The organism is Cobetia sp. Dlab-2-AX (assembly GCF_024124625.1).
Taxonomy (GTDB): domain Bacteria; phylum Pseudomonadota; class Gammaproteobacteria; order Pseudomonadales; family Halomonadaceae; genus Cobetia.
Window position 1 is genome coordinate 26,700 of record NZ_JAMXRV010000011.1, and the last position, 13,293, is coordinate 39,992.

The 13,293-nt window shown below is 61.5% G+C and carries 11 protein-coding genes; all 11 read right to left on the reverse strand.

Translation table 11 applies throughout. The features are described 5' to 3' along the window. Positions 1-5 precede the first annotated feature (5 nt). Complete coding sequence (locus tag NH396_RS15090; RefSeq protein WP_176678142.1) at positions 6-3,632, reverse strand: PilC/PilY family type IV pilus protein; 3,627 nt, start codon at positions 3,630-3,632, stop codon at positions 6-8. Between the two features lie 13 nt (positions 3,633-3,645). After that, positions 3,646-4,224: a hypothetical protein gene (locus NH396_RS15095; protein WP_176678143.1), complete on the reverse strand. Its 579-nt coding sequence runs from the start codon at positions 4,222-4,224 to the stop codon at positions 3,646-3,648. Further along, positions 4,224-5,213: a prepilin-type N-terminal cleavage/methylation domain-containing protein gene (locus NH396_RS15100; protein ID WP_176678144.1), complete on the reverse strand. Its 990-nt coding sequence runs from the start codon at positions 5,211-5,213 to the stop codon at positions 4,224-4,226. The genes NH396_RS15095 and NH396_RS15100 overlap by 1 nt, the downstream gene beginning before the upstream one ends. Next, positions 5,210-5,776 (reverse strand): type IV pilus modification protein PilV, encoded by a 567-nt coding sequence (gene pilV / locus NH396_RS15105; RefSeq protein WP_176678145.1) that lies wholly within the window; start codon positions 5,774-5,776, stop codon positions 5,210-5,212. The genes NH396_RS15100 and pilV overlap by 4 nt, the downstream gene beginning before the upstream one ends. Next, a complete protein-coding gene (locus NH396_RS15110; protein WP_176678500.1) occupies positions 5,773-6,273 on the reverse strand; it encodes a GspH/FimT family protein in 501 nt (166 codons plus the stop codon). Before NH396_RS15110 ends, pilV begins: the two co-directional genes overlap by 4 nt. A gap of 74 nt (positions 6,274-6,347) precedes the next feature. After that, complete coding sequence (locus NH396_RS17110; protein ID WP_176678146.1) at positions 6,348-6,836, reverse strand: type IV pilin protein; 489 nt, start codon at positions 6,834-6,836, stop codon at positions 6,348-6,350. A gap of 222 nt (positions 6,837-7,058) precedes the next feature. Continuing rightward, positions 7,059-8,027 carry a 4-hydroxy-3-methylbut-2-enyl diphosphate reductase gene (gene ispH / locus NH396_RS15125; protein WP_176678147.1) on the reverse strand — a complete coding sequence of 323 codons (969 nt, stop codon included), beginning with the start codon at positions 8,025-8,027 and terminating at the stop codon, positions 7,059-7,061. 60 nt (positions 8,028-8,087) lie between these two features. Next, on the reverse strand, positions 8,088-8,531 hold the full coding sequence (fkpB, locus tag NH396_RS15130; RefSeq protein WP_176678148.1) for an FKBP-type peptidyl-prolyl cis-trans isomerase: 444 nt from the start codon (positions 8,529-8,531) through the stop codon (positions 8,088-8,090). 20 nt (positions 8,532-8,551) lie between these two features. Then, on the reverse strand, positions 8,552-9,079 hold the full coding sequence (lspA, locus tag NH396_RS15135) for a signal peptidase II (protein WP_054556926.1): 528 nt from the start codon (positions 9,077-9,079) through the stop codon (positions 8,552-8,554). Between the two features lie 118 nt (positions 9,080-9,197). Beyond that, on the reverse strand, positions 9,198-12,029 hold the full coding sequence (ileS, locus tag NH396_RS15140) for an isoleucine--tRNA ligase (RefSeq protein ID WP_176678149.1): 2,832 nt from the start codon (positions 12,027-12,029) through the stop codon (positions 9,198-9,200). Positions 12,030-12,040: 11 nt separating this feature from the next. Then, the gene (gene ribF, locus NH396_RS15145) at positions 12,041-13,174 is read right to left on the reverse strand and encodes a bifunctional riboflavin kinase/FAD synthetase (RefSeq protein WP_176678150.1); all 1,134 of its coding nucleotides are present in this window, start codon (positions 13,172-13,174) and stop codon (positions 12,041-12,043) included. Positions 13,175-13,293: the final 119 nt, after the last annotated feature.

Here is a 13,293-nt window from a genome sequence, read left to right on the forward strand (position 1 = left end):
CTCTCCTAGCGCAGCTGATACCAGGCACTACGGCCTTCCAGCCCATCGATCCCGAAGTCCATGGCCATTTCGACCACCTGATTGGTGCCACCCTGACCGACATACTGGGTATCACCCAGGAATTTCGGTGAGGTGGGCTCGCCTTCTGTCTTGATCGAGAGTACGACCTGACTGTTGACGTTGTCGCTCGCGTTGACCTCGCCATCACCGTTGTAATCAAAGACCTGCTGCACATTGTTGTAACTGCGTACCGGCTGCAGACCGTTGCGCAAGCTGAGCGCATTCAGCCAACCACTGGCACCGCCAGTACAGGGGCCATTGGAGCCCGGGATGGTGGTATTGAAGACAATCAGATCACCACGGACAGCCGGGATGGTCACCAGACGCTCACCGGAGTCCGGTAGCTCCAGATACCAGCCGTACTGCATACCATTGTTGTTCTGATTGGAATAATCGACGCCTACCCCCGTGACCGTCCGCGCGTCACTCACGCCGCTGATATTGGAGAAGCTCTGCTTTTCCAGCTGGCCATGATGACGACGAGTCGAGGACCCTGTATGCAGCACGCTGTAGAAGGATTGCGTCGAGGTATCGACCGCATCCTGCAGCGTCAGCAATTGCCCGGTGCCCCAGTACACATTCAGGTACGGCGTATCGACGGTGCTGTTGAAGACACCGCTGCGTGCCACGGCTACCCGCGATGTGATGGGCTGACGGTAAGCCGCCGGACAGGTCGATGACGTGCTGTTCAAGGCAACGGCACATGACTGGAACAGACGCGACATCTCGCTGCTGCCGATGTTGCTCAGCGAGAACTCGCGCATGTCGAATACCCAAACATTGCCATGCAGATCGCCGGCATAGACCCAGTCGGTGATGCCATCGGCGTCGATGTCGGCCAGCTCAGGACTCGACATGCCATTGCAGTCACTGCTGGCAGAGGTGCAGGAACCACCAGCATTGCTGCCCTGTTGAGAATCAAGCAGCGCATAGTTGTCGGGGTCTTCCAGGTCCACGATGAACAACTTGGCACGTCCATCGCTGTCGGCGTTGTAGCCATTGCCGAAGATGGCATACCACTTGCCGTCATCCAGACGCGCTACCTGAATATCACTGAAGGTATAGCCGAGATCCTCGTGCGTGAATTCCCACTGCACTATCTCGGCCGGCGAGGTGCCGTCGGATTCACCCAATGATTCGAAGCCTTCAGGATCGGTGATATCCAGCATGTAGACCGCCTTGCCACCAGCGCCCAGCCCACCCAGCAGAACCGAGTGCCAACCGGGCGCATCCTCATCGCCCAACTGGACATGTACGTCACGCGCAACTGGCGTGGCATCGACATAGTACTGGTGGACATAGTTCTGATCAGCGAGCTGGCGAATACCACGCCCGTTCTCAATGCTGAAGGCGGCGTACGGCATGTAGGCGAACTTCTCTTCACCGGTCTCCATGTCGATGGCGTGCAGCATGCCGTCATTGGCACCGATGTAGATCATGTTCTGGCGGTCCTCATACAGCGTCTTGAAAGAGCGGTACGAAGACACTTCCATGTCATTGCGATAGCTGGCCGAAGGCGGACCGACGATCGCCGGCGAGGCATGCACGATATCCCCGAGATAGTTGTCGTCACGCTCGCGGAACAAGGTACCCTCGTAGGCATCGTCACCCTTGAGGTAGCCGATCAGATTCTCGAGATCCGACGTTCTGACGCCAAGATTGGCGCCATCCAGCTTCAGGAAAGTACCGGTAGTGTCCAGGACGCGCCCCGTCAGCTGAGTCACGCCACTGGCGACACCTCCTACCACTGAGCCGACACTGCCAAGAATGCCATCATCATCGTCGTCGTCATCGTCATCGTCGTCGTCGTCGTCGTCGTCGTCGTCATCATCCCGGACGGTTCTCCGCAGCGTTGCCAACAACGTGTCTGACAGAAGTGTTTCATCGAGGAAACCCACGAGGTCCAGTACCTGTTCGGCCTCCAGTGATCCGGCCTCCTCGATATTGAAGAAGAACGCCTTCTCATCCACCTCGGTGATACCCGGGTTGTAGGTGATCACCTTGCGGCTTGTGCTACGACTGGCATCCTCACGTAACCACTCCGCGACGGACCATTCCGAGGTCTGACTCAAGGTGCCATTGCTGCCAATCTTGCGTGCCACGACATCGCCCGACCAATCAGCGGGGTCATAGATGGTCTGAATCACGTATGCGCCGCTGGTCTGCCCCCCACTACTGATGTCCAGGCTACCGGTACTGGCCGCGCGCCCTGCGATGGACTGCGCGATATTGTTCAGCGCATCAATCAATGCCTGCGGATTGGCGGCGCTGAGATATTCACCACGTCCGTTCCAGGCCGCATGGCGCAGATCATCAATGGTGGTATTGGCATTGGCGGAAGGCTGCGGCCAGGTAAAGGCAGATTCAAGATCAGCAGGGTTCTCGGACAGCGAGCCATCCACACCAAAAGCGACGGTGTAGGTCACCATGTGCTGAGCGGAGTTTTCATCCACTCCCGGTATGGTAGGCACGCTGTTGATCAAGTCAGTCCGCAGGTCCTCGCGATAATATTTCATCGCGACATCGCCAAGCGTATTGGAATAGCTGTCACGATGACTGGCACTGATGAAGTCGCCACTGCCACCATCGACGTTTCCGACACTGGGGCTTGAACCATTCCAGTAGCCGTCAGTCATCAGGATGGAATAGTTCTGCTGGCACATGCCGCCTGCATCGGCACTCAGAATGGGGGCTGAACGACCAGTGCTGGAGTAATACTCACCGGCATTCTTGAGCGCGGTACGCAGAGGGGTGCCACCGGAGGGATAGGCGGTGAACAGCTCTTCCATCAGATCATCACGCTCATCTGAGTCCGTCATGTCCGCGACGTTGCGGTTGTTGCGACCCTGGATGGTGCGTAGCCCGACCCGGGACTCATTGGCATTGATTACACCGGCCATGGCGGATTTGGCAACCAGCATGCGGTCGCGATAGTAGGTGAACCAGTTGGCGAAGTTGACTTGCTGAGCCGCGGACAGGTCATCCACCTCTACGACATGATCGTCGTCCAGATACAGGCGCCCCGCACCATCCCGGTAGAGCCCGCATTCACCATAGTCATAGTCCCCATCGCCATTGTCGTCCCAGCGCACATAGTAGACATCGCTGTTCAGCCTGGCCCAGCTGGTAGGCTCGTAGGGGTCATCCCGGACGTACGACAGGCGCATGTTCTGATAGGCGATACCCGCCTTGTCCACTCCTGCCCAGGGGGTGTAGGTCAGCGCAGGATTGTAGGCCATGACATTGAAACCCATGCAGGCACCGACGGCCCCGCCAAGATCCGTATAGCTGAAGATACGATCATCGGCATCATGATTGTTTCTTACCGTGACAAGGCTCTTGGAATACACCCCGGTGTATCCCATCAGTGAGGAAGCCGGCTGGAGGCTCCAGTGTTCCACCCCCTTGTTGAGCGTATCCTCCCAGGCCATGCTGCCCGAATCATCCAGAATGAACAGGATATTTGGCTGAACCCCGGTCGCTTCCGTGACCGGGGCGCGGGCGATTTCCCCGGGGGCCGCCAGACAGGGCAAGGCGACAAGGCATAGGGCACCACTCAGCAGATAACGCATGTTCATGCTCCTCTCAGAAGTAAGGGCCCAGTTCCATCTCGCTTTGCACTACTGTCCAGGAGGCACCATTGCCGCCTCCTGTGCCCATCGCGTTGATACGGAAGGCATCCAGGCGCGTACCTACCGCATTCACTTCGTTGCTGGCATTCAGCGGCGGCTCGCCGACCTTGCCCAGATACTCGATCACATAGGCTCCGATGACCGCACCGGTATCATTGTCCAGCGTCTGGATGCCGTTGGCTTGCCAATCCGCTTCCGAGAGCGGGTTGATCGGCGGTGCATTCTCGGGCAGCGCCAGCATCAGCCCGGCGGAATCATCGAAACTGTTCAGGTTCCAGGTACCATCCTCCAGGCCTTCCTGCAGTGCGCGCTCGCCGATGCTCAGACTGGTTTCCGCGTTGTAATAGGACTGCTCGAAGTTGCGGCTGTTGACGGCCATACGTGTCTGCAGCTGACTGTCCTCGACTCCCGTGACGGCCAGCAGTCCGATCACGACCAGCATGATCAACACGATCAGCAAGGCGATACCTTGCTGACGTGCTGCCCCCCGAGTGACCGCGCAGACTCTGGACGTTGAAGACGATGTATTCATCAGCTGCCCCTCAGTTGCAGATTGCGCGGTGTGAACGTGAGATTGAAGGTTCGCGTCAAACGCCCATCATTATCCCCGCCCGGCACCACTCCCGGCAGGCTCTCGAGCGTCAGGGCGATCTCGATACGACGCACCTCATCCCAACGGCCCTCGCTGCGCACCGTGGCGGCCGGCACCTTGACGCGATCGACACTGCCATTGCCGGTGGTATCCAGGCTGAAACTGACATCGAATCCCTGTACGCCGGAGGCCAGTTCTTCCCGTGCGAAAGCAGCATCGATACGGTCGAGATACAGTGCACGCACCGAGGAATCGTTGGCCTGGTCATCCAGCCGCAGCTCCCAGGCCTGCACCGGGTAGAGATAGGCATTCGAGGACTGAGAGCTGCCATAGGAACGTGACAGGGTGTCGTTGGTTTCCACATTACCTTGGGTGGTGCCTGACACCCTGAAGACATCGGTGCTGCTGCAATCACTGACCAGCGCATACTCGTTGGTCACGAAGGCAGCTTCGCTACCGTTGCGCACGGACAGTGGACCACCCAGCGACGTCATGCTGCTGGTCAGCGTGGTTTCATCGCCGTCCTTGCTGGCAGCGACGAACGTCAGATTGAAATAGCTGAGGCCCCGCTGGGTACGCTGCTGCCCCCCGAAGGGCGCCGTGAGATCGTGAGAGGCATCCACTGAGCTGGCATTGGTGATATCGCGGCTATTGGCACAGCCTGCGTAGCCCACATTGCGCATCAGCGGCTGAAGCCGGAAGGACACGTAGCGGGCTGACTCCTGCAGATAGGAAAGCGCTTCCTGAGTACTCACCGTGCTGCGTGAGGTCGAGAACATCTGCACGGCCATGGCCGTGATCAGCAGTCCCAGTACCAGGCTGATCATCAGCTCGACAAGCCCGATACCCGCCTGGCGCTTCGGGCCATGAGGTCGGACGGTGTCGGGGGCGGCACGTCGGCGGGCCGCTGCAGGGGAACAGCGGTTCATGGCTCTACCTCGAAACGATAGGTCTGCTGGTCAACTCCCCCGCTGATGGGGTCACTCCACTGTACCTGGACACTGACGTCGTGAACGCCGATGCCGGCCCCGCCGACGACACGCTCGTCGACTTCCACGCTGCCGACGCCGCTGGTCAGCGTGGAGCCGATGATGGCGTCACGCCAATCAATGATGTCCTGGTCTGCCAGCTCTGCGGGCGCGCAGTCCGAGCTGCATCCATCCACCGGCGCATTGGCGGTGTCGGCATCGTCATATTGATCGATAGCCTCAAGGTTGGCGCGGATACGTTCAGCCATGTCCAGCGACAGCAGCTGTGCCACGGTATTGCTGTAGCTGACGCGCTGATGCTGCAGCGTCTGAACTTGCAACAACCCCAGCCCCAGCAGGGAAACCCCCAGCAGCATGACCGCGACCAGCGCCTCGATCAGGCCGACGCCGCGCTGAGAATGCCGAGCGGAACGGCGCCGTTGCAGGCGAGACAGCACTGTTTTCCTCAGCACTCTCGGCTGCAGGGCTTTCTTGAGGGATGTGGTCATCAACAATGCTGTCATGAGCAGTCCCCTCCTGATTCAAGGCGTACGCGACCCGAAGGTGCCACGACGACAGAGGTCGCATCGGAGGCCGCACAGAACACCAGCGTACTGTTGCCACTAGTCAACGTGCCGCGATCGTTGTAGGTGATCCTGGAGGCGCCCCCCGACTGGGCAACCGCATTGCTGTCCTGATGAATCCACAGGCGGTCGTCGAGGGTGAAATTGGAAGTACTTCCAACATAGACGACCCAGCCATTCGCCCAATCATCGTCGCAGGTCGTGGGATTGGGGGTGGCAACGCTCGGCGCATAGGGACAGACACTCACATCCACACCGCGCGTGGTGGCGGTGCTGCGCGCCATGCCGAGCGCATGGGTCAGTGCACGCACATCGGACTCCACCTGAGAGCGCTGCACCAGGCCTTGCCAGGCCGGCACCGCCCAGGTCGCGATGATGGCAATGATCGCCACCGTCACGACCAGCTCGATCAGGGTGAAACCACGGGATTGGCGCATGAGAGATACGTCTCCTTGCCGCTAAGGGTCGACCGGCCATGCCGGACTCGCGTCTGCCTTCTAGGGGCCCACCATCACCAGCACCGACCTCCTCCTTCGGCACCAGTATTCATGTCCTGGTCCATCCACAGTATGCCGCAGTCGTCATTGAGTTGTGCCCCTTGAGGCGTCGCCTGCAGGACGAAGGCCGAGGCAGACAGACTGCGATACGTGATCAGGTAGCGAAGATTGCCACCGCTGTCCTCTATACGGCTGACGCCATCCATCGGCTGGTCATCATCCCCCACGGGGGCCTCGGAGAAATTCTGGGAGTAGAAGCCACGCAGCTGTCTGGCCTGCTGCCCCAGCGCTTGCTGGGCATGCGAGCGCCAGCTGCGCTCCACATAACCCAGATAGGAGGGAATGGCGACCGCCGCCAGAATGCCGATGATCGCGACCACCATCATCATCTCGATCAGGGTGAAGCCCTGAGCCCGACGCCTGCCAGCTGCCCCGCGCCCCGGTTTCGGCTTGCGGCGTGCACCTGCACTGCTGACACCGATGACCGAGAACAGTCGTGGCATGGGAAAGTCTCCAGAATACGAACTATACCTCCATTATGTATCATTTTGGTAACTGGGTATTACATTTTTTTTCAATACACACCAGGTTGATCAACGATCGTGCTCAAGAATGCCATTGCTTATACAAGAAAATACTGAATTTAATGGCAAACCACGAAGGACGCGCACAAAAAAAGCCGCGACAGGGTCGCGGCTCCTTCACTGGCAGAAATTTACAAGGCGTTACAGCTCGCGGATCTGGTCCGAGGCGATCAAGCGCTCCTTGAGCTCCTTGGGCATGGAGAAGACGATATTCTCCTCCTGACCCTCAAGCTCTTCGGGTGCCGAGGCTCCCAGCGCCATCAGGCGATCGATCACGCCCTGCACCAGCACTTCGGGGGCGCTGGCCCCGGCGGTAATACCGATGCTGCCGATCCCCTCGAGCCAGCTGGCCTCGATCTGCTGCGCATCGTCGATCAACCAGGCGGGGGTCTGCATGCGCTCGGCCAGTTCGCGCAGGCGATTGGAGTTGGAGCTGTTGGGGCTGCCGACCACCAGCACCACATCGCAGGCTTCTGCCAGCATGCGCACGGCATCCTGACGATTCTGGGTCGCGTAGCAGATGTCATCCTTGCGCGGACCCTGAATCGCCGGGAAGCGTTCGCGCAGCGCATCGATCACGCGGGCCGTGTCATCCATGGACAATGTGGTCTGGGTGACGAAGGCCAGTTGCTCCGGGTCCTTGACCTCCAGACGCGCCACATCGGACTCGTCTTCCACCAGGTGGATGGTGCCACCCTGGGAAGCGTCATAGCGGCCCATGGTGCCCTCGACTTCCGGGTGACCCTCATGGCCGATCAACACGCAATCCTGGCCCTTGCGCGCATAGCGCAGGACTTCCATGTGCACCTTGGTGACCAGCGGACAGGTGGCATCGAAGACCTTGAGGTTGCGACGCTCGGCCTCTTCCTGCACGGCACGCGAGACACCGTGTGCCGAGAAGATGACGATGACGTCATCCGGCACTTCGTGCAGTTCCTCGACGAAGATGGCGCCGCGCTCCTTGAGGGAGTCGACCACGAAACGGTTGTGCACCACCTCATGACGCACATAGATCGGCGGCCCGAACACGTCGAGCGCTCCGTTGACGATATCGATGGCGCGATCCACTCCGGCGCAGAAACCGCGCGGGTTGGCCAACTTGATCTGCATGACAGGCTCCGCTTGATGGCGAGGTGCACTCACGGGGGAGCGCACCTCTGGAAAGAAGACTCAGTGCGTGGTCGCGGGGGCGACTGACAGCACCTCGACCTCGAAGGTCAGGGTACGCCCGGCCAGCGGGTGATTGAAGTCGACCTGGACGTCACGCTCATCGATCTCGCGGATGATGCCCGGCAGCTCCGAGCCCGACGGCTCGGCGAAGGACATCACCATGCCGACCTCGATCTCTTCATCGAAGCTCTTTCGTGCCACGGTCTGGACGTTCTGCGGATTGTGCTGACCGAAGGCATGCTCCGGCGTGATCGTGAAGCTGCCGGTCTCGCCCGCCGCCATGCCCATGATCGAACGCTCGAAGCCCGGCGGCAGATTGCCGTCACCCACCTGGAAGGTGGCCGGTGTCTTGTCGAAGGTGGAGTCCACCTCGGTGCCGTCTTCCAGACGCAGACGGAAATGGAGGCTGACCTCCATGTTATCGGCGATACGATGCTCGCTCATGCTGACCTCGCTTGTGGCGCTCATTCGGAGCGGCCACGGAAAGATTCAAGAATCAGTGCCACGGCTCCCAGGCTGATGGCGACGTCCGCCACGTTGAAGGCCGGGAAGAAGGCATTGCCCCAGTGGAAGGACAGGAAGTCCACCACGTAGCCATGCACGACACGATCATAGAGATTGCCAAGCGCGCCCCCCAGCACCAGCGCGATGCCCAGCGCGGTGAAGGTCTCGTGACGCTTGAGGCGCGCAAGCCAGATACTCAGGCCGATGGCTGCCACCACCGCAATACCCGCAAACAACCAGCGCTGCCAGCCATCATGGCCGGCCAGAAAACTGAACGCCGCGCCGGTGTTGTGGAGCAGCGTCAGATTGAAGATCGGCAGCACTTCGTTGGCCTGACCATAGACCAGCGAACTGCTGGCCAGCCACTTGGTGGCCAGGTCCAGCACCACGATCACCAGCGACAGCCACAGCCAGCGCAGCGGCGAGCGCATCGGCTCACTGCCGGCCGAGGGGGTATCCGTCGCGGGGCCTTGTGAAGAAGACGTCATGTTACCTTCCTGTCGTAAAATGAGTCTGCGACCGGCAAGACACGAACGCCGGGCCAGAGCCCGGCGTTCGATATCAGCGCTCAGCGGAGGCTGAACGATGCTGCGGTCGCATCAGCGATCAAGCGAAGTGACGCGTCTCGCCTTCGCCATCCGGCAGGTTGGTCACGCAGCGGCTGCACAGTGTCGGATGTTCCGGCAGGGTGCCGACTTCCGGACGGTGGTGCCAGCAACGCTCGCACTTGGCATTCTCGCTGACCTTGACCGCCACCTTGAGGCCGGACACTTCGGTCTCTTCTGCCTCACCGGCCGCCTCGAGAGGCGCCAGGGTCACGCCGCTGGTCAGCATCACGAAGCGCAGCTCGTCGCCGAGACTTGCCAGCAACGTATTGAGCTCGTCATTGACATAGAGCGTGACTTCCGCCGCCAGGCCATTCTTGACCAGACCGGCGTTGCGCGCGCCTTCCAGCGTCTTGTTGACCGCCTGCTTGACGTGTAGCACCTGCTCCCAGAACTCACGCCCCATGGGGGCATCATCCGCCAGGGTGGTCAGGCCGGTGTAGGCCGTCTCGAGGAAGATGGTGTCCTTGCGCGGGCCCGGAATGTTGGCGTAGATCTCTTCACCGGTGAAGGAGAGGATCGGCGCAATCCAGCGTGCCAGCGCCTCGATCACGTGGTACAGCGCCGTCTGGCAGCTACGACGCGCCCGCGAGTTCGGCTGAGTGGTGTACTGGCGGTCCTTGATGACATCCAGATAGAAGCCGCCCAGCTCACGCGAGCAGAAGGTCAGCACCTGCTGATAGATGTCGAGGAAGCGGTATTCCTCATAGGCCAGCTCGACACGCGCCTGCAGCTGGGCGGCGCGATCGACCACCCACTGGTCCAGCGCCAGCATGTCATCGAAGGCCAGTGCATCGCGTTCCGGCTCGAAACCGTTCAGGTTGGACAACAGGAAGCGCGAGGTGTTGCGGATACGACGATAGGCGTCGGCGGTCCGCTTGAGGATCTCGTCCGAGACGGCCATCTCGCCGGAGTAGTCGTTGGAGGACACCCACAGACGCAGGATGTCGGCGCCCAGCTTGTCCATCACCTGCTGCGGCGCAACCACATTGCCGACGGACTTGGACATCTTGCGACCCTGCGCATCCACGGTGAAACCGTGAGTCAGAAGCGCCTTGTAGGGCGCGTGGCCGTCGATGGCACAGCCGGTCAGCAGTGACGAGTGGAACCAGCCACGGTGCTGGTCGGAGCCTTCCAGGTACAGGTCGGCACGCGGGCCTTGCTCGTGACCATGCGGGTGCGAGCCACGCAGCACGTGCCAATGGGTCGTCCCGGAGTCGAACCACACGTCCAGCGTGTCGGTGACCTTCTCGTAGTTCTCTGCCTCATCGCCCAGCAGCTCCTGGCTGTCGAGTGACCACCAGGCATCGATGCCGTGCTCGGCAACGCGATCGGCGACCGCTTCCATCAGCGCCACGCTGTCGGGGTGCAGTTCCCCCGTCGCGCGATGCAGGAACAGCGGAATCGGCACGCCCCAGTTGCGCTGACGCGAGATGCACCAGTCCGGACGGTTGGCGATCATGCTCTTCAGACGCGCCTGACCCCAGGCCGGGATGAAGGCGGTGTCCTCGATGGCGGACAGCGCCTTGTCACGCAGGGTCACGCCATCGGTGCCGGGGAGGTCCATGCCGACGAACCACTGGGCCGTCGCACGATAGATGACCGGCGTCTTGTGGCGCCAGCAGTGCATGTAGCTGTGGGTGATCTTCTCGTGCGCCATCAGCGCGCCGAGCTCTTCCAGACGCGCGACGATGTTCGGGTTGGCCTTCCAGATGAACTGGCCACCGAATTCCGGCAGATCCGGCACGTACACGCCGTTGCCCTGCACCGGGCTTTCGATCTCGTCGAAGCTCATGCCGTAACGACGGCAGGTATGGAAGTCATCCTCGCCGTAGGCCGGGGCGGAGTGGACGATACCGGTACCGGCACCGGTCTCGACGTAGTCGGCCAGGTAGACCGGCGACAGACGCTCGTAGATCGGGTGACGGAAGTTGATCAGCTCCAGCGCCGCGCCGTTGACGGTCGCCAGCGTCTCACCGCTCAGACCGAAGCGCGCGAGGCTGTCCTCGACCAGCTCCTCGGCAAGCACCAGCAGGCGCTCGCCGGTGTCGACCAGCGAGTAGACGAAGTCCGGGTGAACGTTGAGCGCCTGGTTGGCCGGGATGGTCCACGGGGTGGTGGTCCAGATCACGATCGCCGCCGGCTTGCTCAATGACTCGAGGCCGAAGGCCTTGGCCAGTGCCGCGCTGTCGTCTGCCGCGAAGGCGACGTCGATGGCATCAGAGGTCTTGTCGGCGTACTCGACTTCCGCTTCCGCCAGCGCAGAGCCGCAGTCGAAGCACCAGTTGACCGGCTTCAAACCCTTGAAGACATAACCGCCCTTGACCATCTCGGCCAGCGCACGGATCTCACCGGCTTCATTGGCAAAGTCCATGGAGCGATACGGGTTGCCCCAGTCACCGACGATGCCGAGACGGATGAACTCGTGTTTCTGACCTTCCACCTGCACGCCAGCGTATTCACGGCAGAGATGACGCGCCTTCTCGGACTCGAGGTGCTTGCCGTGGGTCGTCTCGACCTTGTGCTCGATGGGCAGACCATGACAGTCCCAACCCGGCACGTAAGGCGCGTCGAAGCCCGCCATCGTCTTGGACTTGACGATGATGTCCTTGAGAATCTTGTTGACGGCATGACCGATGTGAATATTGCCGTTGGCATAGGGAGGGCCGTCGTGGAGCACGAAGCTCGGACGGCCCTTGCCTGCTTCACGCAGACGCGCATAGAGGTCAATCTCGTTCCAGCGCGCCAGTTGCTCCGGCTCACGCTTGGGGAGATTGCCGCGCATCGGGAAGTCGGTATCGGGCAGATTCAAAGTGTGCTTGTAGTCGCTCATAGCCTTTCGGGTCAGCCGTCGTGGGGGCGGGAAGCCTGAGCTTCCCGAGCTGTGGAATCAGACACCTCAGCAGTGCCGTGTAAGGGTGCCGTCGGCGCATCCGTCATCAGTGCGCTCAGCGGACGGCTGGCCAGCGGCAGGTCAGCCATCGAGGTCATGCAATCGAGCAACGCCTGCTCATCACCGGCAGGCGCCTCGCCCGCGGCCAGCGCGAAGAAGCGCTTCGCCAGGGCGATATCGGCGTAGATGGCGGCCTTGAGGGCTTCCAGGCCATCGAAGCGCTGTTCACCGCGCAGGAAGGCGCAGAAGCTGACGCGCATCGGCTGGCCATAGAGGTCTTCCGCGAAGTCCAGCAGATGGACCTCGAGCACCGGCCGCGGCGTGCCGACCGTCGGGCGCCAACCGATGTTGGCCACCGCCGGACAGTCGCGGCCGTCGGCAAGGTGCACCATCACCGCGTAGACGCCGGAGACCGCCAGCGGCGCATTCGGCAGCGGCAGGTTGGCAGTCGGCACGCCCAGCGTGCGACCCAGCTGGCGGTCCGCGACCACGCGCCCCTGCCAGTGGTGAGCACGCCCAAGCAACCGGGCGGCCAGCGCCATGTCACCGGCGGCCAGTACCTCGCGTACGCGAGTGCTGGAAACCCGCTCGTCGGCGATCTCGAAGGTGCGGGTATGTTCCACCGCAAATCCCTCGGTGGCGCCGATGCGCTCCAGCAGCGCGAAGTCTCCGGCGCGATCACAACCGAAGCGGAAGTCGTCACCGACCACCAGATGACGCACGCCGAGCCCATCGATCAGCACCTGCTCGATGAACTCACGTGCCGACAGCGAACGCAGCGTCTCATTGAAAGGCAGACACAGTACGCGCTCGGCGCCATGGCTGCCCAGCAGACGCACCTTGTCCGCCAGACGCGTCAGCCGCGGCGGCGCCTTGTCACCCGCGAAGAACTCACGCGGCTGCGGCTCGAACACCACCACCGTGGCGGGCAGACCATAAGCCGCCGCGCGCTCGCGAAGTTGCTCCAGAATCGCCTGGTGGCCGAGATGCACGCCATCGAAATTGCCGATGGTGGCCACACAGCCGCGACTGCCATCCTGCTTGCGCAGGCGGGCGAGATTGTGGAGTCCTCTGATCAAGTCCATGCGTGCATCACACAAGCCGCCGAAAGTGGTCGATTATAGCGAAGGGGCACGGCGCTGACAGCCACCGTTGCCCCACCAGGGAGAAAACAGCTGGAACCGGGGGCGCCAACCTGCGTGGC